Origin of the sequence: Escherichia fergusonii ATCC 35469 (assembly GCF_000026225.1) — a bacterium.
In the GTDB taxonomy this organism is placed as follows: domain Bacteria; phylum Pseudomonadota; class Gammaproteobacteria; order Enterobacterales; family Enterobacteriaceae; genus Escherichia; species Escherichia fergusonii.
Genome location: NC_011740.1, coordinates 2,308,551 through 2,332,155, shown reverse-complemented (window position 1 = coordinate 2,332,155; position 23,605 = coordinate 2,308,551). Strand labels below are relative to the sequence as shown.

General features: G+C 48.6%; 20 protein-coding genes. 9 read left to right on the top strand and 11 right to left on the bottom strand.

Annotation, left to right across the window (positions count from 1 at the left end):
- The first annotated feature begins 1 nt into the window (after window position 1).
- Window positions 2-346 carry a YejG family protein gene (locus EFER_RS11405; RefSeq protein ID WP_000209718.1) on the top strand — a complete coding sequence of 115 codons (345 nt, stop codon included), beginning with the start codon at window positions 2-4 and terminating at the stop codon, window positions 344-346.
- A 3-nt stretch (window positions 347-349) separates the two neighbouring features.
- On the opposite strand, the gene yejF is transcribed toward EFER_RS11405, so the two are convergent.
- From yejF to EFER_RS11360, 9 genes are all read right to left on the bottom strand, one after another.
- Complete coding sequence (yejF, locus tag EFER_RS11400) at window positions 350-1,939, bottom strand: microcin C ABC transporter ATP-binding protein YejF (RefSeq protein WP_000082113.1); 1,590 nt, start codon at window positions 1,937-1,939, stop codon at window positions 350-352.
- 1 nt (window position 1,940) lies between these two features.
- The gene (locus tag EFER_RS11395) at window positions 1,941-2,966 is read right to left on the bottom strand and encodes an ABC transporter permease (protein WP_000088890.1); all 1,026 of its coding nucleotides are present in this window, start codon (window positions 2,964-2,966) and stop codon (window positions 1,941-1,943) included.
- On the bottom strand, window positions 2,966-4,060 hold the full coding sequence (locus tag EFER_RS11390; protein WP_000501574.1) for a microcin C ABC transporter permease YejB: 1,095 nt from the start codon (window positions 4,058-4,060) through the stop codon (window positions 2,966-2,968). Before EFER_RS11390 ends, EFER_RS11395 begins: the two co-directional genes overlap by 1 nt.
- The gene (locus EFER_RS11385; RefSeq protein WP_000560236.1) at window positions 4,061-5,875 is read right to left on the bottom strand and encodes an extracellular solute-binding protein; all 1,815 of its coding nucleotides are present in this window, start codon (window positions 5,873-5,875) and stop codon (window positions 4,061-4,063) included.
- A 78-nt stretch (window positions 5,876-5,953) separates the two neighbouring features.
- Window positions 5,954-7,510 carry a cyclic di-GMP phosphodiesterase gene (locus EFER_RS11380; RefSeq protein WP_000493376.1) on the bottom strand — a complete coding sequence of 519 codons (1,557 nt, stop codon included), beginning with the start codon at window positions 7,508-7,510 and terminating at the stop codon, window positions 5,954-5,956.
- 182 nt (window positions 7,511-7,692) lie between these two features.
- The gene (gene mepS / locus EFER_RS11375) at window positions 7,693-8,259 is read right to left on the bottom strand and encodes a bifunctional murein DD-endopeptidase/murein LD-carboxypeptidase (RefSeq protein WP_000241014.1); all 567 of its coding nucleotides are present in this window, start codon (window positions 8,257-8,259) and stop codon (window positions 7,693-7,695) included.
- Window positions 8,260-8,672: 413 nt separating this feature from the next.
- Window positions 8,673-9,386 (bottom strand): phosphatase PAP2 family protein, encoded by a 714-nt coding sequence (locus tag EFER_RS11370; RefSeq protein ID WP_000701630.1) that lies wholly within the window; start codon window positions 9,384-9,386, stop codon window positions 8,673-8,675.
- Between the two features lie 36 nt (window positions 9,387-9,422).
- A complete protein-coding gene (locus EFER_RS11365) occupies window positions 9,423-10,409 on the bottom strand; it encodes a CobW family GTP-binding protein (RefSeq protein WP_000198786.1) in 987 nt (328 codons plus the stop codon).
- 117 nt (window positions 10,410-10,526) lie between these two features.
- Window positions 10,527-11,993, bottom strand: coding sequence for a mannitol dehydrogenase family protein (locus tag EFER_RS11360; protein ID WP_000848195.1), 1,467 nt, complete (start codon window positions 11,991-11,993; stop codon window positions 10,527-10,529).
- A 258-nt stretch (window positions 11,994-12,251) separates the two neighbouring features.
- Between EFER_RS11360 and EFER_RS11355 the strand changes: the two genes are divergently transcribed.
- Window positions 12,252-13,580, top strand: coding sequence for an IS4-like element IS4 family transposase (locus tag EFER_RS11355; RefSeq protein ID WP_000547318.1), 1,329 nt, complete (start codon window positions 12,252-12,254; stop codon window positions 13,578-13,580).
- A 48-nt stretch (window positions 13,581-13,628) separates the two neighbouring features.
- On the opposite strand, the gene yeiP is transcribed toward EFER_RS11355, so the two are convergent.
- Window positions 13,629-14,201 (bottom strand): elongation factor P-like protein YeiP, encoded by a 573-nt coding sequence (yeiP, locus tag EFER_RS11350; protein WP_002431443.1) that lies wholly within the window; start codon window positions 14,199-14,201, stop codon window positions 13,629-13,631.
- 156 nt (window positions 14,202-14,357) lie between these two features.
- Between yeiP and EFER_RS11345 the strand changes: the two genes are divergently transcribed.
- Complete coding sequence (locus EFER_RS11345) at window positions 14,358-14,612, top strand: YkgJ family cysteine cluster protein (RefSeq protein WP_015953559.1); 255 nt, start codon at window positions 14,358-14,360, stop codon at window positions 14,610-14,612.
- Here the strand turns inward: EFER_RS11345 and setB are convergent.
- The gene (gene setB, locus EFER_RS11340) at window positions 14,609-15,790 is read right to left on the bottom strand and encodes a sugar efflux transporter SetB (RefSeq protein ID WP_000551996.1); all 1,182 of its coding nucleotides are present in this window, start codon (window positions 15,788-15,790) and stop codon (window positions 14,609-14,611) included. The two genes, EFER_RS11345 and setB, sit on opposite strands and share 4 nt — an antisense overlap.
- Window positions 15,791-16,132: 342 nt before the next feature.
- On the opposite strand from setB, the gene fruB reads away from it, so the two are divergent.
- The 6 genes from fruB to EFER_RS11310 all read left to right on the top strand — a co-directional run bounded on the left by fruB (window position 16,133) and on the right by EFER_RS11310 (window position 23,538).
- Window positions 16,133-17,263 (top strand): fused PTS fructose transporter subunit IIA/HPr protein, encoded by a 1,131-nt coding sequence (gene fruB, locus EFER_RS11335; RefSeq protein WP_000487295.1) that lies wholly within the window; start codon window positions 16,133-16,135, stop codon window positions 17,261-17,263.
- Complete coding sequence (fruK, locus tag EFER_RS11330) at window positions 17,263-18,201, top strand: 1-phosphofructokinase (protein WP_000091256.1); 939 nt, start codon at window positions 17,263-17,265, stop codon at window positions 18,199-18,201. Before fruB ends, fruK begins: the two co-directional genes overlap by 1 nt.
- Window positions 18,202-18,217: 16 nt before the next feature.
- Complete coding sequence (gene fruA, locus EFER_RS11325; protein WP_000854391.1) at window positions 18,218-19,903, top strand: PTS fructose transporter subunit IIBC; 1,686 nt, start codon at window positions 18,218-18,220, stop codon at window positions 19,901-19,903.
- Window positions 19,904-20,326: 423 nt separating this feature from the next.
- Complete coding sequence (locus EFER_RS11320; protein ID WP_001207103.1) at window positions 20,327-21,268, top strand: pseudouridine kinase; 942 nt, start codon at window positions 20,327-20,329, stop codon at window positions 21,266-21,268.
- Window positions 21,256-22,194 carry a pseudouridine-5'-phosphate glycosidase gene (gene psuG / locus EFER_RS11315; RefSeq protein ID WP_001293152.1) on the top strand — a complete coding sequence of 313 codons (939 nt, stop codon included), beginning with the start codon at window positions 21,256-21,258 and terminating at the stop codon, window positions 22,192-22,194. Before EFER_RS11320 ends, psuG begins: the two co-directional genes overlap by 13 nt.
- A gap of 93 nt (window positions 22,195-22,287) precedes the next feature.
- Entirely contained in the window at window positions 22,288-23,538 is a 1,251-nt protein-coding gene (locus EFER_RS11310) for a NupC/NupG family nucleoside CNT transporter (protein ID WP_000353870.1), read from the top strand.
- Window positions 23,539-23,605: the final 67 nt, after the last annotated feature.

Here is a 23,605-nt window from a genome sequence, read left to right as displayed (position 1 = left end):
CGTGACTACATTACAACTTTCAATCGTTCATCGTCTGCCGCAGAGCTATCGCTGGTCGGCGGGTTTCGCAGGTTCAAAAGTTGAACCGATTCCGCAGAACAGTCAGTGCGGCGAAAACAGCCTTGTGGCACTCAAACTGCTCAGTCCGGACGACGACAATGCATGGCCGGTAATGCATAAACTCAGCCAGGCCCTGAGTGATATTAAACTCTCCTGTTCTGTACTGGAGTGTGAAGGCGAGCCGTGTCTTTTCGTTAATCGTCAGGATGAATTTGCTGCAACCTGTCGTTTGAAAAATGTCGGCGTGGCGATAGCAGAGCCTTTTTCCAACAACAATCCTTTTTGAACGTCAGCTTAAGGCAATCAGCTGACGGGTATACTCGTGCTGTGGTGCATTGAAGACGCGTGTGCACGGCCCCTGTTCGACCACCTTTCCCTGACGTAAAACGATAACCTGGTGACATAATGCACGTACCACGTGCAGATCATGGCTGATGAAGATATAGGCCAGACCATGTTTTTGTTGCAGCGATTTTAACAATGCCAGAATTTGTGCCTGAACTGTGCGATCCAGTGAGGACGTTGGTTCATCCAGAATGATCAACGCAGGTTTGAGGATCAACGCGCGGGCGATAGCGATCCGCTGGCGTTGACCACCGGAAAATTCTGACGGGTAACGATGGCGGGTATCAGGCGATAGCCCCACTTCATTCATCACCGCGATCACCTGATCTTCACGCTGTTTTACTGAAAGTACTGGCTGATGCACCCGTAACCCTTCCTCAATGATCTGCAATACGTTCAGCCGGGGATTGAGCGAGGAATTTGGATCCTGAAAAACAATCTGCATCCGATGACGAAATGGCAACAACTGGCGGCGACTAAGTTTCTCCAGCGGTTTACCATCAAACACGATGCTTCCCTGAGAGTTAATCAGTCGTAATAGTGCCAGTCCGGTTGTACTTTTACCGGAACCTGATTCTCCAACCAGCCCCAGTGTTTCACCTGCTCGGAGGTTAAAACTCACGTCATTAACCACCACGTTTTGGTCCACCACGCGCTTAAAAATACCTTTGCGGATCGGAAAAGCCACCTGTAACTGGTTGACGTTGAGTAACCGGACCGCTTGCTCGGGAAGCTGCACGGGATCGCCTGCGGGTTCGCTATTAAGGAGTTTTTGTGTGTAGGGATGCGCAGGAGTAGCAAATAACGCCTTAGCGCGATTCTGCTCGACACAGCGACCGTTTTGCATGACCGCTACACTATCGGCCAGTTTTCTGACAATGCTGAGGTTATGTGTGATAAATAACATGCCCATGTTCAGCTCGCCTTGCAGTTCGCGCAGCAGTTGCAGAATTTGTGCCTGAACCGAGACGTCGAGGGCCGTTGTGGGTTCGTCAGCAATTAACAATTCAGGGCGGGTCAGTAATGCCATTGCAATCATGACACGCTGACGTTCACCGCCAGAAAGTTGATGTGGAAAATCGTTCAGTCGCCTGGCTGCCTGACGGATACCCACGCGATCCAGACAACTGAGAATTTCACCACGCGCGGCTTCCCGGCGCATACCCCGGTGTAGCGCGAGCACTTCATATAATTGTTTTTCAAGAGTATGCAGAGGGTTTAGCGAAACCATCGGCTCCTGAAAAATCATGGCGATCTTGTTACCACGCACACCACGTAGTTTCTGCTCACTGGCATGAAGCAATGATTCACCATGAAATCGAATATCTCCGGCCAGATATTCAACAGGAGGAGAGGGTAGCAGCCGCAATATTGACAAAGCAGTAACACTTTTCCCAGAACCTGATTCCCCCACCAGCGCCAGTGTTTCTCCGGCGGCAACCTGCAGAGAAATATCATTTACGACCGTGCGTACAGTCTGCTGGTTGCGAAAACCCACCGATAAATTTTCAATGGTTAACAGAGGTTGACTCATTTCATACCGCCTTGCTGGGATCAAATGCATCGCGCACTGCTTCACCAATAAAGATCAGCAATGACAACAGAACAGCCACCGACAAGAAAGCGGTGATACCAAGCCACGGGGCCTGTAGGTTATTTTTCCCCTGTAGGAGTAATTCGCCGAGCGACGGGGAACCAAGTGGTAAACCGAAGCCGAGAAAATCCAGCGAGGTCAGGGTCGTAATCGAACTACACAAAATAAACGGCAAATAGGTCAGTGTGGCGACCATGGCGTTAGGTAACATATGACGAAACATAATGCTACGGTCACTGACGCCGAGCGCTTGTGCCGCCCGGATGTAATCGAAGTTTCGGGTGCGCAAAAACTCTGCACGTACTACAGGCACCAGCCCCATCCAGCCAAAAATCACGGTTATTGCCAACAACCACCAGAAATTCGGCTGCACGACACTTGAAAGAAGAATAATCAAAAACAGGGTCGGCATCCCGGACCACACTTCAACAAAACGCTGCCCCCAGAGATCGATTTTCCCACCGTAATATCCTTGTAATGCACCAGCTATGATGCCCATTACGCTGGAAAAAAATGTCAGTGTCAGACCAAAAAGAATTGAAATACGTGTGCCATATAAAATACGTGCCAGTACATCGCCGCCGTAAGCGTCTGTTCCCAGCCAGTTTTGTGCGGAAGGTGGTGAAGGGAAAGGTTTATCTGTCGCGTAGTTAATACTGTTCGCACCAAAGCGTATCGGCGCCCACAGCACCCAACCTTTTTCTTCCAGTCGTTGTTTGAGCCATGGGTCCTGATAATCAGCAGCACTGGCTAATGGTCCACCAAATTGACTTTCACTGTAATTTTTCACCAGTGGAAAATACCAGCTACCATCGTAGCGCACTAATAACGGTTTATCGTTGGCGATCAATTCTGCACATAAGCTCAAGCCAAACAGCATGAGAAAAATCCATAACGACCAGTAGCCGCGACGATTACGACGAAAACGTGCCCAACGGGCCTGATTCATAGGGCTAAGTCGCGACATTATCGTTCCTCGAAATCAATACGAGGATCGACCAGGGTATAGCTGATATCACTGATAATATTCAGCAGCAGGCCGATCAAGGTAAAAATATACAGAGTGCCAAACATTACCGGATAATCGCGGGATACGGTTGCCTCATAGCCCAGTAAACCGATGCCATTGAGTGAAAATATGACTTCAATTAACAACGAACCGGTAAAAAACATCGAGATAAAGGTGGCAGGAAAGCCAGCGATCACTAATAGCATGGCGTTACGAAAAACATGCTTCCAGAGAATGTTTTTTTCACTGACCCCTTTGGCACGGGCGGTGACTACATACTGCTTATGAACTTCATCAAGGAAAGTGTTTTTAGTCAGCATTGTCAGTGTGGCAAAACCGCCAATCACGGTAGCTGTGACTGGCAGGGTAATGTGCCAGAGATAATCAGTGATTTTTTGATACCACGGTAGCGTGTCAAAGTTTGCCGAAACCAGCCCACGCAGTGGAAAGAGGTCGTAGTAACTGCCACCTGCGAAGAATACAATCAATAAAATGGCGAATAAGAAAGTGGGAATGGCATAGCCGATAATAATAAATGCGCTACTCCAGACATCAAAACGGCTGCCATTGTGTACGGCTTTGCGGATACCCAGTGGAATCGAAACCAGGTAGATGATGAGTGTACTCCATAATCCAAGGGTGACAGAAACTGGCAGTCGCTCTTTTAGTAACGAGAGCACGGATGCGCTGCGAAACAGGCTATCGCCAAAATCAAAACGAATATAATCCCAGAGCATTTTGAAGTAGCGCTCGTGGATGGGCTTATCGAAGCCATAGCGATGGGTAATTTCTGCAATGACTTCAGGATCAAGGCCACGCCCACCACGATAGTTGCTGTCGCTGAGATTACCCACACCGGTTTGCGCGTGGCTGGCCTGCATCCCTCCGTTACCTGCGCCAGGCAGGGCGCTGCTATTGCCAAATTCAATATTGGCAATGGCCTGATCAACCGGTCCTCCTGGGGCAATCTGAACAATAAAAAAGTTAATTGTGATGATGGCCCAGATAGTCGGGATCACCAGTAATAAGCGACGAATAAGATAAGCGCCCATTTACTCTCCCTGTCGTTTGGCAGCAGGTAGTTTTGCGGCTTTATTGACGTCATACCACCAGGTATCGAGCCCGATAGTATAAATCGGGCGAGTCGCCGGTTGGGAGAATTTGTCCCACCACGCCAGTCGGTCTTCTGCCATATACCACATCGGTAACATGTAGTAGTTCCATGTTAAAACGCGGTCCAGTGCGCGACCGAGTGGCACAAGTTTGGTTTTATCGCCCTGAGCTGCAATGATCTGCGTAATGAGCGAATCTATCACCGGGCTTTTCACGCCAGGGGCGTTATAAGTGGAGTCGATATATTGTGACGCCCACGAAATTTGTAAATCGGAGCTGGGCCACGGCATTGCCCGCCATAGTCGGGGCATCATGTCATAATCGCGGCTACGCATTCGATTGGTGATTTGGGAGTTATCGACCCGACGAATATTCATCGTAATGCCTAACCGTTGCAAACTATGCTGGAAAGGCAATATCCATTGGTTATTGCCGCTGGAAGGAACAAGCAACTCAAAACTGAGTGGTTTGCCTGTGGTTGCGTTAACTCGTGTCTGATCTTTCATTACCCACCCAGCCTCGTTTAATAAACTATCGGCTTTCAGTAGGTTTTCACGATCATAACCTTCACCTTTTGATACTGGCGGTTGATAAATTTGGGTGAAAACTTCCGGGGGAAGATCTTTTTTCATTGGTGCCAGCAATACCAGCTCAGCTGCGTCAGGGTAATTTCTGGCAGCATATTCGGTGTTCTGGAAGTAACTGTTGGTACGACTCCAGGCGTTATAAAACAGCGCCTTGTTCATCCATTCAAAATCAAAAGCCAGGGTGATGGCTTCTCGTACACGACGATCAGTGAATACCGGACGTTGAATATTAAATGCCAGCCAACGAGTGTCTTGCGCGGATTCGTTTTTTTGCTCGTCTTTGATGATGTATTTAAGGTCGAAATTTTTGCCACTGTAACGTGTAGCCCAATTTTTGGCGTCGTTTTCCAGACGCAAATCAAAAGCACCTGCTTTAAATGCCTCGAACGCGACGTTATCGTCGAGATAGTAGTCGTAGCGAATAGTATCGAAGTTCCAGCGTCCACGGTTTACCGGTAAATTCGCCGCCCAGTAATCCTTCACACGGGAATAGACAATATTCTGCCCCATTTTCCACTGCGTAATACGATACGGGCCACTGGCGAGGGGGGGAGTTGAAAGCGGATCGCTGAGTTTATGATCTTTCCAGTATTTTTCCGGCATGATCGGTAAAGAAAACAGGCTGAGCATATCGTCTTTACCGGGTTTGGCCAGCTCAAAACGTACTGTAAGAGGTGCGATGGTTTTTACCGTCGTGCCTTTGTATACCAGACGAAACTGCGGTACACCTTCGGTCATAAACTTATGAAAGGTAAACTCCACGTCACGAGCGGTAATGGGCGTACCGTCATGGAAACGCGCACGGGGATTTATCGCGACTTCGACCCATGAGAAGTCATCAGCATAGCGCGCGTTTTCGGCAATCAGAGGGTAGTAGCTGCCAGGTTCATCATCAGAGGTGGTAAACAGTGAGTCATAGAGTTGCTCGGTGCGTACACCAGGATTTCCGCGTAGAGAATAGCGGTTGAAGTTATCAAAGGTGCCAATTGCCGAAAGTGTGATTTCCCCTCCTTTGGGCGCTGCAGGATTCACATAATCGAAATGATCAAAATTAAAGGCGTATTTGGGTTCACCAAGTACAGCAAAAGCGTAACTTTCTTTAATTTCCTGCGCCTGTGCCACAAAACTAAACAGGGCGACAAATATCAGCGTCAGGTGAGCAATCATCTGCAAGGGATTTTCCTTAATAATTTGTTCCGCAAGCGGCAAGCGTCATATTTTAATCATAATGGACGCCTGTCTGGCTTACCACTGCGGTGTGTCTGGTTTCTTCAGCCATTGCACAAACTCATTCAGTGGCAAGGGACGGCTGATCCAGTAGCCCTGAAGGAAATTAACGCCACGATCACGCAGCCATTTGGCTTGCTCTGGCGTTTCTACACCTTCGGCTACGGTCAGCATATTAAGGCGTTTTGATAAAGTGAGTACGGCGTCAAGCACTGGTGAGGTGACCGTTTCCGTACCAATCGCATTAATAAAGCCACGATCAATCTTCAGGTAATCAAGGGTGAAGCGTTCGAGATAAATCAATGCACTGTGCCCGGTACCAAAATCGTCAATGGCGATTTCAACACCGACGGAATGCAACCACTCAAAGAGTTGCGTAGCTTCGTGTTGCTTCAGCATATCACGCTCGGTAATCTCCAGAACGATCTGGAAATGATGCGCCGGTAAGGATTCGACTAACTGGCGGATATCCTTTTTGAACGTTTCACCATGCAGATGGTCAGGCGCAATGTTAATGCCGAACTTCACGCCAACTGGCAGTACCCGTTGCAGTACGTGGGCATCACGGCGAATAAGTTCAAAGAGATGTTGCGTCAGCGGTACGATCATCCGCTGGGCTTCGGCATAGTGAATAAAGGCATCCGGTGGGATCTCGCCCGCTACAGGATGACGCCAGCGCAGGAGTACTTCCAGCCCGGTTACCTTCAGGCTTTGTGTATCTACCGCCGGTTGATAGACCACATAGAACTGGTCGCGTTTAATCGCGGTAAGTATTTCTCTACCGGGACGCAGACGAACAGACAGAATATAAAAACAGAGCAGACCCGCTGCGATACCACTCATACCGCCAAGGAGTAGGGCGTACCACAAATCATTCCATGTCCATTCAGTAGCATAAAGGCGCACTGTCAGCGGTATACCTTCCACTTTCACCTGGCGTGCTGGCGGACCGCTTAGCTCATTGATATTGAGCAAGTGAGAAGAAGATGTTGAGAGCACCGTATCGCCAACAATCATGGCAATCCCGTCAAAATCTTCCTGTCGTGAGGTATAAAGAAGATAAGGCGTCAAATTAAGATTGAGTGCAGTGAAGACACCGCTGTTGCTGATAAGCGGATTGCGATACCAGATCACCATGGCGGGTTTCCCGGGCATCATGGGGGTTCCGGGCAAGATGGCGATATCAACATCTTTAGAAATATCCAGTGCCGGAACAAGGTGGGCGAGGGGGATATCCATATTGCCTGTTGCCGACGAGCAAAATGCTTTTTTATCTCTGACTAACAAAAAGGTCCGAACATTAAGACTGAACGCAGCTTTGGCAGTAAGTTCAGGGGCTGCTTTTTTACAGGACGATAACGTCAATGGCTGCAGCTTGTCGGTAGAGGTTTTCAGATCGGCAAAATAGTGGACCAGGTAAGTTTTGATATCAGTGATCAGCGTATCGTACTTCACCTCACGTTTATGCCAGCTCACTGTAAACTGTAAGCAACTGATGATAACAGCAACGACCAGGCCTGTAATGAAACAGGTAAGAAGGATTTTTCGACCTGATGCGTTGGCAGCTGTAAACATAGTTACTGAAGATATCCTGCAGAATTACAGTAAGTAAAGGGGGTGTCAGGCAGGACTATAGCCTGGATTTTGCTGTATCGTCATACATTTCTTATGCCGAATGGCAGAAACAAAAAAGCACCGCCGAAGCAGTGCTTTAATGTTCTCGTCAGGATAACCAAGGGATAGCAACCTAACGAATATTAACTGCGACTCAGAACCCGGCGTGCTTCGTTGTAGCGTTTTTTCCAGTACGGCTCGTTCATGCTGGAAATAATAACGCCACTGCTGGTTGAGGCGTGAACAAACTGGTTGTTGCCAATGTAGATACCAACATGTCGCCCGGTAGAACCCGCGCGGAACAGAACCAAATCACCAGTACGCAAATTGCTGCGGGAAACAGATTTACCGGTTTCTTGTTGTTCCCAGGTGGAACGTGGTAACTCTAAGCCAAACTGTTCGCGGAATGTACGCTGTACAAAACCAGAGCAGTCGATACCTTTTTTGGTGCTGCCGCCAAGACGATAACGTACGCCTTTCCAGTCAGCATACTGATCCATAATTCGCGATTTAACGTCGACATTACGTACCAGATTTTCAAATTCATCCTGAGAAGCTTGCAGTGACGAATTATCGTTAACCACTGCACGTGTCTCAGGATGCATATTCTTTGCGGTGTTTGTTGTGCTACATGCAGAAAGCAGAACCGCAACTGCAATCGCGGGAATTCCGCGCAAGATATATCTCAAAATCGGTTGAGATTTGACCATGTTGTTTGTTATCCCTTGAAGTCCTTAACGATAAATATCGTTATAAAAAATGCCAAACGTGACGAGACTAATTACCTGTGCTTCTGGTGACAATTGTGTATGTACAAAACTGTGGCACAACGCACAAATTTATTCGTGATAAGAATAATTACCAGGCGAGGCAAAACGAGTTCGAGATTACCCGATCACAGCTGGCTTGGCGAGTGCTTTTACGCTATTTTTTATAAGAAAAAGTGATACAGAAAGTTAATAAGCGGCATTGGCTAAAGAAACATCAGGTTGTGTGTTAATTGAGCAACTAATTAATTTTCAACATGAATAAGATGATGAAAAGATGAACGAATGGCGGCGGAATAAGGATAAATTCATCAGGATTCATTTTAAATCCTGATGAACATGTTAATCACTGTGTGTTATTTGTTTTGAGTTTGTTTGTTTTTGCCGGGAAGATATTGCCCAAAAAGAGAAATGAGACGATCGCTTAATGGAGTCATTAGCCACCAGGGTAAACCAATCAAAATGACTGTTAACGATCCGACGGCGATATCAGTAAACCAGTGTGCGCCAATCATTACTCTTGGGAAGGCAAAAACCACAAAAATAATAAGGCCGATAATTCCGGCGATTTTGCCAAAATAGCGCCACATAAAAGCGGAAAAAATAAGCAACATCATCCCGTGATCACCCGGAAAACTGTCACGCGAAGCATCCTTTGTAGGAATTTGACTGAGTTCGCTAACGCGAACAATATCCGAAAAGGTGAGCGTTGGGCTGGCGCGTTTAACCGGAATTAATGCCTGCCCGAGCTGATTTAAAATCACGGCAGCCAGCAGCATGACCAGACCAATAATGACGATACGTCGCCTTCCAGCCTTTGATTCTTGCAACCAGAACCAGAGCATTAAACCGCCCATAGCCAGTAGCGAGCAGCCATCGAAAGCACGATTATTGGTTATTGCTACCAACCAGAGAAGTGGCTGACTTTCTATCACCTTATGATTGAAATAATGGATAATGCCTGAATCAACAGCTGCCCATATCCCATGTTCGGCGGGAAGATACCAGGAGAGGAATAAGCCCACTCCTGATAAATTGAGTAACAGAATCCGGTTTAGCTGTATTTTCATATTTACGTCTTCACTATCTAAAATCAGCGGGCAACCTTACTCACCTGTAACTAAACGAAGCTTCAACAGCGCGCTCTGTAAGGCATTCCAGTCGGTATCGGTACTGGAAATAAGCTCGATACGACTATCGGGAGGAGCAACATTTTGAGTTTCAATATGCAAATCGTCACCCTGACGATTAATCCGTACCAGACCTTCGGCAATACGCATTACACCTTTAACGCGTGCAACAGGGGCAAGACGAGCCCATTCAAGAACACCAATGGTGTCAAAGACGGTATCTGCATCGAATATCCAGCCGCAGGCCTGATGCCCCTGACCACTGTTGAGGCTACGTCGCCAACGTTGATGTGCTGGTAAACTTAGCGCTGCTAATCCTTTTCGTTCTACTGTCTGATGACTATGAGCTGCACTGGCAGGTAGCTCCGTGACATTTTTACGTGGCAGATCAAGGAGTTTTCCATCGATTCGGCCTTGTTCACACTGCACCAGTAGCCGATCTTCGCCATATTGTTGCCACCATTGTTGCAGGGCGTTTTCACTTTCATCCGTTGCCCGATCGCTTTTGTTCGCCACAATGACATCCGCAGCGGCAAGCTGGTCGCGGAAGTTTTCGTTATCAACACTTTTTTTATCCAGCAACTGACGGGGATCGAGAATGCAAAGAGTGGCACGCAGATCAATCCAGGGTTCGTAAACCGGGGCGGTTAACAAATCAAGGATCTGTTTAGGATGCCCCAGTCCAGTAGGTTCAATAAGCAAACGATCCGGCTTTCCCTGACGCAGCAAAGTATTCAGCCCCACTTGCATGGGCAAGCCGTTAACACAACACATACAGCCGCCGGGGATTTCTTTCAATAACGCTCCGCTATCCGCGAGCAGGGCACCATCGATCCCCACTTCGCCAAATTCGTTAACCAGGACGGCCCATTTTTCAGCGGGATCTTTGTGCGCTAAAAGATGAAGGATTGATGTTGTTTTCCCGCTGCCGAGAAAGCCGGTAATAAGGTTGGTTCTGGTCACAGCCACTCCAGAAAAGATGAGAAACGAAATTTGCTATTAATCCTGGACAAAAAAGAGCAAAAAGAGAAGAACTGAGCGGGTAACCAGAGGGATCACCCGCTTATACCGCAGAAATTGTTAATTTTTTAGTGCATGAGCGACGGCTTGATGAGCGCCATATTGCTCGATTTGCTGCCATGCTTCGCTAATCGCCTCAACAAATCGAGGATTGTCTGGCAGGTCCTCACCGAATATTTCATTGAGTGATAACAAGGTTTTTACTCGCTGCGCTGATGTACTTTTTGCCACGAGTATGGCGATTTTGTCACCAAGTGGATCACGGACATCTATGGTTTTGTTTGCATCGTCAAAGCCACTGACGTAACGCATCCAGCCTGCAACACCTAGCGCCAGCAGAGGCCAGGTACTTTCACGTTGCAAATGAATACGAATACTGGCGAGCATTCTTTGAGGCAATTTCTGACTGCCATCCATCGCGATCTGCCAGGTTTTATGCTTCAAAGCCGGGTTAGCGAAGCGTTCGATAAGTTTGTCGGCATAAAGCGTGAGATCAACGTCCGTAATTTGCAACGTGGGGGCTTGCTCCTGCAGCATTAAACGTCGTGCAGCCTGGCGAAATACCTTGTCTTGCATACAGTCGTTGATATGTGCAAAACCTGAGAGATAGCCAAGATAAGCGAGAAATGAGTGGCTGCCATTAAGCATCCGCAATTTCATCTCTTCCCATGGCACGACATCACGGACCATTTGTACACCTGCGACTTCCCATTCAGGTCTTCCGGCAACAAAATCATCCTCCACGACCCACTGAATAAACGGCTCACAACTTATTGCACAAGGATCAGTAACGCCCAGATGCTGAGATATTTCAGCCAGAGACTCTTCTGTTGCCGCAGGAACAATGCGATCAACCATTGTGGCAGGGAAGCTGACATGTGTTTTTATCCATTCTGCCAGTTCTGGTGAACGTCTTGCGGCCATTCCCAACACGGCATTTTTTACAACATGACCATTGTCAGGAATATTGTCGCAAGAGAGCACGGTAAAGGGTGGCAAGCCACGCTGGTGACGACGAGCCAGCGCTTCAACCAGAATGCCTGGTGCTGAATGGGGTTCTTGCGGAGATGCAAGGTCATGAAGGATTCTTGCGTTATGCAGATCAAGTTCACCCGTAGACGGGTCGATGCAATAGCCTTTTTCTGTAATGGTCAGTGAAACAATCGCCACCTGCGGTTCGCAGAATTTCTCAATAATGGCGGCTAATGAATCCAGTTTCGCATTAAGACATTCATGAACAGCGCCAATAATAATGGCCTGATCGCCCTCAGCGCCTTTCTCAAGAACAGTAAATAGATGATCCTGCTCACGGAGTTGACGCATTAAATGATCGCCGCTAAACAGGCTGATTTCGCAGATCCCCCAGTCACCACCACGGGCATTAAGTACCCGGTCAGTTAATAAAGCCTGATGTGCCCGATGAAACGCACCAAAGCCAAAATGAACAATACGGGATTGTAGCTTTTGCCGATCATAATGTGGTGTCAGCACTCCCTGGGGAAGTTGGGCTGAGGCGATGGTTTTCATTGATGGCACACCTTAAGAATGTTTGTACTAAATATTGTTACTTTAAAGTTATATGACAGAAAATAATATTGGTGTGATTTGTTAATAATCTGAAGTGTGAAGGAGATCAATCTTTGGCCGGAAAGAAGGGGGAATTGGTATAATAAGTTTAATAAAAAAGGGCAGCCTGCGCCGTAATGCCGATCAGTTAAGGATCAGTTGACCGATCCAGTGGCTGTGTAAGAATCCGGAAACGCTCACTCGTTTCCGGATTTTTTTATGCACATTGGACAGGCTCTTGATCTGGTATCCCGTTATGATTCTCTGCGTAACCCACTGACTTCTCTGGGGGATTACCTCGACCCCGAACTCATCTCTCGTTGCCTTGCCGAATCTGGTACTGTAACGCTACGCAAGCGCCGTCTTCCCCTCGAAATGATGGTCTGGTGTATTGTTGGCATGGCGCTTGAGCGTAAAGAACCTCTTCACCAGATTGTGAATCGCCTGGACATCATGCTGCCGGGCAATCGCCCTTTCGTTGCCCCCAGTGCCGTTATTCAGGCCCGCCAGCGCCTGGGAAGTGAGGCTGTCCGCCGCGTGTTCACGAAAACAGCGCAGCTCTGGCATAACGCCACGCCGCATCCGCAATGGTGCGGCCTGACCCTGCTGGCCATCGATGGTGTGTTCTGGCGCACACCGGATACACCAGAGAACGATGCAGCCTTCCCCCGCCAGACACATGCCGGGAACCCGGCGCTCTACCCGCAGGTCAAAATGGTCTGCCAGATGGAACTGACCAGCCATCTGCTGACGGCTGCAGCCTTCGGCACGATGAAGAACAGCGAAAATGAGCTTGCTGAGCAACTTATAGAACAAACCGGCGATAACACTCTGACGTTAATGGATAAAGGTTATTACTCACTGGGACTGTTAAATGCCTGGAGCCTGGCGGGAGAACACCGCCACTGGATGATCCCTCTCAGAAAGGGAGCGCAATATGAAGAGATCAGAAAACTGGGTAAAGGCGATCATCTGGTGAAGCTGAAAACCAGCCCACAGGCACGAAAAAAGTGGCCGGGACTGGGAAATGAGGTGACAGCCCGCCTGCTGACTGTGACGCGCAAAGGAAAGGTCTGCCATCTGCTGACGTCGATGACGGACGCCATGCGCTTCCCCGGAGGAGAAATGGCGGATCTGTACAGTCATCGCTGGGAAATCGAACTGGGATACAGGGAGATAAAACAGACGATGCAACTGAGCAGGCTGACGCTGAGAAGTAAAAAGCCGGAGCTTGTGGAGCAAGAGCTGTGGGGTGTCTTACTGGCTTATAATCTGGTGAGATATCAGATGATTAAAATGGCGGAACATCAGAAAGGTTACTGGCCGAATCAACTGAGTTTCTCAGAATCATGCGGAATGGTGATGAGAATGCTGATGACATTGCAGGGCGCTTCACCGGGACGTATACCGGAGCTGATGCGCGATCTTGCAAGTATGGGACAACTTGTGAAATTACCGACAAGAAGGGAAAGGGCCTTCCCGAGAGTGGTAAAGGAGAGGCCCTGGAAATACCCCACAGCCCCGAAAAAGAGCCAGTCAGTTGCTTAACTGACTGGCATTACAGCCTGCGCCGCCCTCAGTTTCAGATTGCGCAAATTAGTCTGCGCGGCCCATATAACGGCGTTCTTCGATATGGATACGAATTTTTTCGCCCGGGCTTAAGTATTCCGGCACCTGAATCACCAGACCCGTGCTCAATGTCGCTGGTTTGTTACGGGCGCTGGCAGAAGCCCCTTTGATGCCCGGTGCCGTTTCAATAATTTCCAGATCAACTGTTTGGGGTAATTCAAGTGCCAGCAGTTGGCCGTCCCAGGTCAGAACCTGCATATCCGGCATGCCACCTTCCGGCATAAACATCAGCTCTTCTTCAATCTGGTCTTTGGTGAAGGTATACGGGGTATAGTCTTCTTTATCCATAAAGACATACTCGTTGCCATCAACATAGGAGAAATCGACGTAGCGACGAGTCAGCGTTACTGTGTCAACAATATCGTCGCCTTTAAAACGTTCTTCAACTTTCAGCCCGGTACGGACATCGGAAAAACGCATTTTATAAAGCGTTGCAGCACCACGTGCCGTCGGCGATTGAATATCAATATCTTTCACCAACAGCAGTTTGCCGTTGTAATTCAGAACCATACCTTTTTTAATTTCGTTCGCTCTTGGCATCGAAAAAATTCCTGTTTTGCAAAGTGTCAAAAATATCGCGTCAAACTACTCGTGACGGGCCTTTCAGGCAAGGGGTAATCGTACTTTTGTCGTGGTAAAAAAGGTGTTAATGTGCGCGCTCATCACTCCGGTGGTTAACCAACAAGAGAATACCCTATGGATTGCCGTCCGGACTGTGGTGCATGTTGCACAGCGCCTTCAATATCAAGCCCCATCCCCGGAATGCCTGACGGCAAACCTGCAAATACGCCTTGTATTCAACTTGATGAACAACAGCGCTGCAAAATTTTCCTCTCGCCACTACGCCCTAAAGTCTGTGCCGGGTTACAACCCAGTGCTGAAATGTGCGGGCAAACGCGTCAGCAAGCGATGACCTGGCTTATTGAACTTGAAGCCCTGACAGCTCCCTAAACGTCCCGAATTTTGAAAAGACAAAACACGGCAGCAACGGTCATTGCTAATGCGAACCAGAAGACAGAATGATAACTCCACAGTTCAGCGGCGATTCCGGCCAGCGATCCGGCGATAATCCAGCCAACACGAATCGTATTGGTATAGAGCGTGGTGGCTGATCCTGCCTGTCCGGGCATTAAATCCTGAAAATAGAGCATTCCAATACCGCCGAGAATCCCAATATAAATAGCGTTCAGCAGCTGCAAGCCGAGCAATACCATTGGTGAGTGAGCGAGCAACATTCCTGCATAAAATGCAAAACCTGCTGCTACGGCAATGATCATCAGCAGGCGTTTACCCAACCGTTTAGCAAAATAACCTGCAATCAGCATTGTGGGTATTTCCAGGCCTGCTGCTGTACCCATCATCACACCTGCAAGTTTTTCCGGTAGATGCAATTCATTAATGATAAACAGCGGCATATTAATGATATAGAGGCTGTTAGTGCCCCACATCAGCGTACAGATAGCAAATAGCAACAGGGTATCGCGACGATTACGACGTGGCGCTTCCAGTGTTCCAACGGCGAGAGGAGCATCTTTGCGCATTGAAGGTAAAAACAGCCATACCATCACGCCACAGACAATAAATGCTACCGCAGCGCTGAGGTACATCACGGTGAAACCAAACCCCATGGCTAACGCATAAGCCAGCGGCGGACCAATCACCCAGGCCAGAGACACCTGAGCGCGCAAAAATGAACTAAACATCACCGCTTCCCGACCCGTGCGATCGGCATGTTCCCGCGCCAGAGCAAACATTTGTGGGTTGGAAGTCGAACCGAAACTGCTAAGAAATACACCAAGAAACAACAAAATAAAGTAATTGCGATTCCAGGCGAAAAGTACACAAGCCAACGTGCCCATCAGACAACAAAAGACAATCAACTTTTTACGATCACCTTTTTTATCTGAACGTCCTGCCAGAAATTGACTTACCAGAATGCCGATCACCGCACTGCCGGTAAAAAAGAAACCAACCATACCAGGCCGGGCATGGACTTCATCCGTCAGAAACAAACTTAATGTGGGAGTTTGTAGCGCCCCGGCAATACCGGTGAGAAAGGCCACGATGAGAAATGCCGTGGCAGTCAAATCAAACGCCTTAGGCGTGGAGACAGCAGGGGAGTTATGCATACATCGGTATCTGTGACGTAAAGAGATGCGGAGTTTACGCGGCTTGTCAGAAAATAAACAGGTTGCCAAATCAAGCACGCCACGAAATGTTAAAGGCTGAAATCAGCTGAAAACGTGCTGGCTGAAGTAATGTATCGTTCAGCAAATAAGATTTTTAGACGTAAAAATGTGCATTGTGTCTAATTTTTGTGATCAATTTTACGGCTTTGCTTGCGAAGTTCCGCAGATGGATCGAAACTTCTTGAAACGTTTCAGCGCTATCGTATTATCAACCAAGTGATCGAATGGCGCTTTTTTTCTCATGTTGGCTGAATCGTTTCAATTCAGCGGGAGAGGAGAACCATGTTTCAGTTATCTGTACAAGATATTCATCCGGGCCAACAGGCCGGAAACAAAGAAGATGCCATTCGACACATTGCCGCTGCGCTGGTACAGGCCGGTAACGTTGCTGAGGGTTACGTCAATGGGATGCTGGCACGCGAACAGCAGACCTCCACGTTCCTGGGTAATGGTATTGCTATTCCCCATGGCACAACTGACACGCGTGATCAGGTATTGAAAACCGGTGTTCAGGTGTTTCAATTCCCGGAAGGTGTTACCTGGGGCGAAGGGCAGACCGCATATGTGGCGATTGGTATAGCGGCAAGTTCTGATGAACATCTCGGCTTGCTACGTCAGTTAACGCACGTATTGAGTGATGACTCTGTTGCTGGTCAACTTAAATCAGCCACGACAGCGGAAGAGCTGCGGGCATTGCTGATGGGTGAAAAGCAAAGCGAACAGCTGAAATTAGATAATGACATGCTGATGCTGGATGTTGCTGCAAATGATCTGGTCACCTTACAGGCGTTGAATGCTGCACGTCTGAAAGAGGCTGGCGCTGTTGATGCCGCGTTCGTTGCTAAAGCTATCAATGAATCTCCGATGCATCTCGGACAGGGGATTTGGCTCAATGATGGTGTTGAAGGCAACCTGGCAAGCGCTGTTGCGGTCAGCCGTGCAGCGAATGCATTTGAAGTGGAAGGGGATCCTGCCGCATTACTGCTGACTGTCGCCATGAATGACGAACAGCCGTTAGCCGTCCTGAAGCGTGTTGCCGATCTGCTGCTCGATAACAAAGCAGATCGTCTGCTGAAAGCAGATTCAGCGACATTGCTGGCGCTGCTGACCAGCGATGATGCGCCGACTGACGACGTGTTAAGTGCGGAATTTGTAGTGCGTAATGAACACGGTTTGCACGCCCGTCCTGGCACAATGTTGGTGAACACGATTAAACAATTTAACAGTGAAATCACGGTGACAAACCTTGATGGCACTGGAAAACCTGCGAACGGAAGGAGCTTGATGAAAGTCGTAGCGTTAGGAGTTAAGAAAGGTCATCGTCTACGCTTTACCGCACAAGGTGAAGATGCTGAACAGGCGCTGAATGCTATTGGCGATGCAATCGCAGCAGGTCTTGGGGAGGGTGTGTAATGAGCAGACGTGTTGCCACTATCACCCTTAACCCGGCTTATGATCTGGTCGGTTTCTGCCCGGAAATTGAACGTGGTGAAGTTAATCTGGTGAAAACCACTGGTCTGCATGCGGCGGGTAAAGGTATCAACGTTGCTAAGGTTTTAAAAGATCTGGGTATTGATGTCACCGTTGGCGGTTTTCTGGGTAAAGATAATCAGGACGGTTTTCAGCAATTGTTCAGCGAATTGGGTATTGCTAACCGTTTTCAGGTCGTGCAGGGGCGTACCCGTATTAACGTCAAGCTGACGGAAAAAGATGGTGAAGTCACTGATTTTAACTTCTCTGGTTTTGAAGTGACGCCAGCTGACTGGGAGCGCTTTGTCAATGATTCTCTGAGCTGGCTGGGTCAGTTCGATATGGTTTGTGTCAGCGGAAGCCTTCCTGCGGGTGTCAGCCCGGAGGCGTTCACTGACTGGATGACTCGCCTGCGTAGCCAGTGTCCGTGCATTATTTTCGACAGTAGTCGTGAAGCGCTGGTCGCGGGTCTGAAAGCCGCTCCGTGGCTGGTAAAACCGAATCGCCGCGAGCTGGAAATCTGGGCAGGCCGTAAGTTGCCAGAAATGAAAGATGTTATTGAAGCCGCACATGCATTGCGTGAACAGGGCATTGCACATGTGGTTATCTCGCTTGGTGAAGAAGGCGCGCTGTGGGTTAATGCGTCTGGTGAGTGGATTGCAAAACCGCCTGCTGTTGAGGTGGTAAGTACTGTAGGTGCAGGGGATTCAATGGTTGGTGGCCTGATTTACGGCCTGCTGATGCGTGAATCCAGCGAACACACGTTACGCCTGGCAACCGCCGTAGCTGCCCTGGCGGTTAGTCAAAGTAACGTCGGTATTACTGATCGTCCTCAGTTGGCCGCAATGATGGCGCGTGTCGACTTACAACCGTTTAACTGACAGCAGGAGAGGCATAATGAAAACGCTGCTGATTATTGACGCTAATCTCGGTCAGGCTCGCGCCTATATGGCGAAAACCCTGCTGGGCGCGGCGGCGCATAAAGCGAATCTGGATATTATCGACAACCCAAATGATGCCGATATGGCTATTATTCTGGGTAGCACTATGCCTGCCGACAGTGCCCTGAACGGTAAAAAGGTCTGGCTGGGTGATATCAACCGTGCGGTTGCACATCCTGAACTGTTTCTGAGTGAAGCAAAAGGTCATGCCAAACCGTACAGTTCTCCGGCTGTTGCTACGCCTGTTCCTGCCAGCGGACAGAAACGTGTAGTTGCGGTGACAGCTTGTCCGACAGGTGTTGCTCATACCTTTATGGCGGCAGAAGCCATTGAAACCGAAGCGAAAAAACGCGGCTGGTGGGTGAAAGTTGAAACCCGTGGTTCTGTGGGAGCGGGTAATGCCATTACTCCGGAAGAGGTGGCTGCGGCAGATCTGGTGATTGTAGCGGCAGATATCGAAGTGGATCTGGCCAAATTTGCCGGTAAACCGATGTACCGTACTTCAACCGGACTGGCGCTGAAGAAAACCGCTCAGGAACTGGATAAAGCAGTAGCAGAAGCCAAACCATATGAACCTGCGGGGCAATCTGCCACTCCAACGGAAAGTAAAAAAGAGAGTGCTGGCGCCTATCGTCACCTGTTGACGGGTGTTTCTTATATGCTGCCGATGGTGGTTGCTGGTGGTCTGTGTATCGCCCTTTCTTTTGCCTTCGGTATCGAAGCGTTCAAAGAACCGGGTACGCTGGCAGCGGCTTTGATGCAAATTGGTGGTGGTTCAGCCTTTGCGCTAATGGTACCGGTACTGGCGGGATATATTGCGTTTTCTATTGCGGACCGCCCAGGTCTGACGCCAGGTTTGATTGGCGGTATGTTGGCTGTCAGCACCGGCTCAGGTTTTATCGGCGGCATCATTGCTGGTTTCCTGGCTGGATATATGGCGAAGCTCATTAGCACTCAGCTTAAGCTGCCACAAAGTATGGAAGCGCTGAAACCGATTCTGATTATTCCGCTAATCTCCAGCCTGGTGGTTGGTCTGGCGATGATCTACCTTATCGGTAAACCTGTCGCAGGTATTCTGGAAGGCTTGACGCACTGGCTGCAAACCATGGGTACTGCGAATGCTGTTCTGCTGGGAGCGATCCTCGGCGGCATGATGTGTACCGATATGGGTGGTCCGGTAAACAAAGCAGCATATGCGTTTGGTGTTGGTCTGCTGAGTACGCAAACTTACGCACCGATGGCGGCGATCATGGCTGCGGGTATGGTTCCACCGCTGGCGATGGGTCTGGCAACAATGGTGGCACGGCGCAAATTCGACAAAGCGCAGCAGGAAGGTGGTAAAGCAGCTCTGGTACTGGGACTGTGCTTTATTTCTGAAGGTGCGATTCCGTTTGCTGCCCGTGATCCGATGCGTGTACTTCCGTGCTGTATCGTTGGTGGCGCGCTGACAGGCGCAATTTCGATGGCGATTGGCGCGAAACTGATGGCACCACACGGTGGTCTGTTTGTGCTGCTCATCCCTGGTGCAATCACTCCAGTAGTGGGTTATCTGGTGGCAATTATCGCGGGTACGTTGGTGGCTGGTTTGTCTTACGCCTTCCTCAAACGTCCCGAAACACAAGCAGTAGAAAAAACCGCATAATTCCTCTTCATCATCAGGGCAGAGTCTTCTCTGCCCTTTTCCTTTCCCTGTTCTTATATTCTCTAAATAATTCGAGTTGCAGGACACAACGGCAGTGGCGTTTTGAACAACGCTTGTGTTGGTCCTGAAAGGCTGAGGCCTGAGGCCGATTAACCCGCAGACGTAGCACATGCAACGTGAAGTATGACAAGTACAACGTGTTATGCATCACAACTTTTCCTTTTATTGCTGTATAAGCAACCAAATTTTGTGACCGCCTTCATATCTGGCTTATTTCGCTTTTTCTGATCGATTTACATTAATTTAAACAGGTCTATTATGAACACGTGTTTAAATCTGAACATGTGCTCTAATAGTCTTATCTTTCATAAAGACTATTTTACCCAATTTCTTCGTTGGCAATTTATTGCCAGGGGGCGTGCTATGCGCGAAAAGGACTACATAGTAATTATTGGTTCGGCGAATATTGATGTGGCGGGGTATTCACACCAGTCATTGAATTATGCGGATTCGAATCCCGGAAAAATAAAATTTACCCCAGGCGGTGTGGGGAGAAATATCGCTCATAATCTGGCGTTGCTGGGAAAAAATGCCTGGCTTTTAAGTGCAGTGGGCGGTGATTTCTATGGACAGTCATTACTGGCGCAAACTAATCAATCTGGTGTTTATGTCGATAAATGCTTAATTGTGCCGGGTGAAAATACCTCCAGTTATTTATCACTGCTCGATAATACCGGAGAAATGCTTGTTGCTATTAATGACATGAATATTAGCGACTGTATTTCTGCAAAATTTCTGTCTCAGCATCAGGAATTTATTCGTGGTGCAAATGTTATTGTCGCGGATTGCAACCTGAGTGAAGAGGCGCTGGTCTGGGTTCTGGAAAATAGCGGGGAAACGCCTGTATTTATTGATCCGGTATCGGCGTGGAAATGCGTCAAAATTCGCGATCATCTGAGCAAAATTCATACTCTGAAACCTAACCGTCTTGAAGCTGAAACACTGAGTGGAATTGCACTGTCTGGGCGTGAAGATGTCGCAAAGGTCGCAGCCTGGTTTCATCAACACGGCCTGAACCGCCTGGTGCTGAGCATGGGCGGTGATGGTGTTTATTACAGTGATATCGGCGGTGAAAGTGGCTGGTCTGCGCCGATTAAAACCAATGTCATTAATGTTACCGGAGCAGGTGACGCCATGATGGCGGGGCTGGCCTCCTGTTGGGTAGATGGGATGTCGTTTACCGATTCTGTTCGATTTGCGCAGGGATGTTCGTCAATGGCACTTGCCTGTGAATATACCAATAACCCTGAATTATCAATTGCCAATGTTACATCGTTAGTGGAGAACTCCGAATGTCTGAATTAACTCTGTCCCCTGAACTATTACAAATATCTGCCGAAGTACAAGAAGCTTTAAAAAATAAAAAACCGATTGTTGCTCTTGAATCAACCATTATTTCGCATGGTATGCCATTTCCGCAAAATGCTCAGACGGCAATTGAAGTAGAAGACACAATTCGTAAAAACGGTGCTGTACCTGCAACAATCGCCATTATTGGTGGTGTCATGAAAGTAGGTTTGAGCAAAGAAGAAATTGAATTGTTAGGCCGTGAAGGGCATAACGTGACGAAAGTCAGTCGCCGTGATTTACCTTTTGTCGTTGCCGCAGGGAAAAATGGTGCGACCACCGTTGCTTCAACGATGATTATCGCGGCACTGGCAGGAATTAAAGTATTTGCAACGGGGGGTATTGGTGGTGTGCATCGCGGTGCGGAACATACATTCGATATTTCTGCCGATTTACAGGAACTGGCAAATACTAATGTCACCGTTGTTTGTGCCGGTGCAAAATCTATTCTCGATTTAGGATTAACAACAGAATATTTAGAAACCTTCGGTGTACCGTTAATTGGCTATCAGACAAAAGCGCTGCCTGCGTTTTTCTGCCGTACCAGCCCATTTGAAGTCAGTATTCGCCTTGATAGTGCCACGGAAATCGCTCGTGCAATGGCAGTGAAATGGCAAACCGGTTTGAACGGCGGCCTGGTAGTGGCGAATCCGATCCCGGAACAGTTTGCGATGCCGGAGGAATCTATCAATGCAGCCATAGATCAAGCCGTCGCCGAAGCCGAAGAGCAGGGCGTTATTGGTAAAGAAAGTACACCGTTCCTGCTGGCTCGTGTTGCTGAACTGACTGGCGGTGACAGCCTGAAATCCAACATCCAACTGGTGTTCAACAACGCCATTCTGGCGAGCGAAATTGCCAAAGAATACCAGCGTCTCGCGGGTTAATTTCTGACGGGCAGAAAGCCGTCGCCCGTACTGATCATACATACCGAAACCTGGCGCTTGCGCCGGGTTTACTGGCATGAAAGGAAAATCATTATGGATATAATGAGAAGTTTGGTGGGTATGGTGGTATTGCTGGCAATTGCATTCTTATTGTCAGTGAATAAAAAGCGTATCAGCGTACGCACGGTCGGAGCTGCATTGCTGCTGCAAATCGCTATTGGCGGAATCATGCTCTATTTTCCACCCGGAAAATGGGCGGTAGAGCAGGCGGCATTAGGCGTACATAAAGTGATGTCTTACAGTGACGCCGGAAGTGCCTTTATTTTTGGTTCGTTGGTCGGGCCGAAAATGGATGTCCTGTTTGATGGCGCAGGCTTTATCTTCGCCTTTCGCGTACTTCCGGCGATTATTTTTGTCACTGCGCTCATCAGCCTGCTGTACTACATTGGCGTGATGGGGCTGCTAATCCGCATTCTTGGCAGTATTTTTCAGAAAGCCCTCAACATCAGCAAAATCGAATCTTTTGTTGCGGTTACCACTATTTTCCTTGGGCAAAATGAGATCCCGGCGATCGTAAAACCGTTTATCGATCGCATGAATCGCAACGAGTTGTTTACCGCAATTTGCAGCGGGATGGCGTCCATTGCTGGTTCGATGATGATTGGTTATGCCGGAATGGGCGTACCAATAGACTACCTGTTAGCGGCATCGCTGATGGCGATCCCCGGTGGTATTCTGTTTGCGCGTATTCTTAGCCCGGCAACCGAGCCTTCGCAGGTGACATTTGAAAATCTGTCGTTCAGCGAAACGCCGCCAAAAAGTTTTATCGAAGCGGCGGCGAGCGGTGCGATGACCGGGTTGAAAATCGCCGCTGGTGTGGCGACGGTGGTAATGGCGTTTGTGGCAATTATTGCGCTGATCAACGGCATTATCGGCGGAATTGGTGGCTGGTTTGGTTTTTCCAATGCCTCTCTGGAAAGTATTTTTGGCTATGTGCTGGCACCGCTGGCGTGGATCATGGGTGTGGACTGGAGTGATGCCAACCTTGCGGGTAGCCTGATTGGGCAGAAACTGGCGATTAACGAATTCGTCGCTTACCTGAGTTTCTCTCCATACCTGCAAACGGGCGGCACGCTGGAAGTGAAAACCATTGCGATTATCTCCTTTGCGCTTTGTGGTTTTGCTAACTTTGGTTCTATCGGTGTAGTCGTTGGGGCGTTTTCGGCTATTTCGCCAAAACGCGCGCCGGAAATCGCTCAGCTTGGGTTACGGGCGTTGGCAGCAGCAACGCTTTCCAACCTGATGAGCGCGACCATTGCCGGGTTCTTTATTGGTTTAGCTTGAGTTTCATTACCGGATGTACGCGCTTATTAAGCGTTGCATCCGGCAATCGCGCTATTCCAGATTATTT

Coding starts and splice junctions, on each gene's coding strand:
- EFER_RS11395 (WP_000088890.1), bottom strand. CDS start 2,966: ATGTCGCGACTTAGCCCTATGAATCAGGCCCGTTGGGCACGTTTTCGT.
- EFER_RS11310 (WP_000353870.1), top strand. CDS start 22,288: ATGGATATAATGAGAAGTTTGGTGGGTATGGTGGTATTGCTGGCAATT.
- EFER_RS11360 (WP_000848195.1), bottom strand. CDS start 11,993: ATGAAAACCATCGCCTCAGCCCAACTTCCCCAGGGAGTGCTGACACCA.
- setB (WP_000551996.1), bottom strand. CDS start 15,790: ATGCATAACTCCCCTGCTGTCTCCACGCCTAAGGCGTTTGATTTGACT.
- EFER_RS11380 (WP_000493376.1), bottom strand. CDS start 7,510: ATGTTTACAGCTGCCAACGCATCAGGTCGAAAAATCCTTCTTACCTGT.
- EFER_RS11320 (WP_001207103.1), top strand. CDS start 20,327: ATGCGCGAAAAGGACTACATAGTAATTATTGGTTCGGCGAATATTGAT.
- EFER_RS11370 (WP_000701630.1), bottom strand. CDS start 9,386: ATGAAAATACAGCTAAACCGGATTCTGTTACTCAATTTATCAGGAGTG.
- mepS (WP_000241014.1), bottom strand. CDS start 8,259: ATGGTCAAATCTCAACCGATTTTGAGATATATCTTGCGCGGAATTCCC.
- EFER_RS11355 (WP_000547318.1), top strand. CDS start 12,252: ATGCACATTGGACAGGCTCTTGATCTGGTATCCCGTTATGATTCTCTG.
- yeiP (WP_002431443.1), bottom strand. CDS start 14,201: ATGCCAAGAGCGAACGAAATTAAAAAAGGTATGGTTCTGAATTACAAC.
- yejF (WP_000082113.1), bottom strand. CDS start 1,939: ATGAGTCAACCTCTGTTAACCATTGAAAATTTATCGGTGGGTTTTCGC.
- EFER_RS11390 (WP_000501574.1), bottom strand. CDS start 4,060: ATGGGCGCTTATCTTATTCGTCGCTTATTACTGGTGATCCCGACTATC.
- fruK (WP_000091256.1), top strand. CDS start 17,263: ATGAGCAGACGTGTTGCCACTATCACCCTTAACCCGGCTTATGATCTG.
- EFER_RS11385 (WP_000560236.1), bottom strand. CDS start 5,875: ATGATTGCTCACCTGACGCTGATATTTGTCGCCCTGTTTAGTTTTGTG.
- psuG (WP_001293152.1), top strand. CDS start 21,256: ATGTCTGAATTAACTCTGTCCCCTGAACTATTACAAATATCTGCCGAA.
- fruB (WP_000487295.1), top strand. CDS start 16,133: ATGTTTCAGTTATCTGTACAAGATATTCATCCGGGCCAACAGGCCGGA.
- fruA (WP_000854391.1), top strand. CDS start 18,218: ATGAAAACGCTGCTGATTATTGACGCTAATCTCGGTCAGGCTCGCGCC.
- EFER_RS11345 (WP_015953559.1), top strand. CDS start 14,358: ATGGATTGCCGTCCGGACTGTGGTGCATGTTGCACAGCGCCTTCAATA.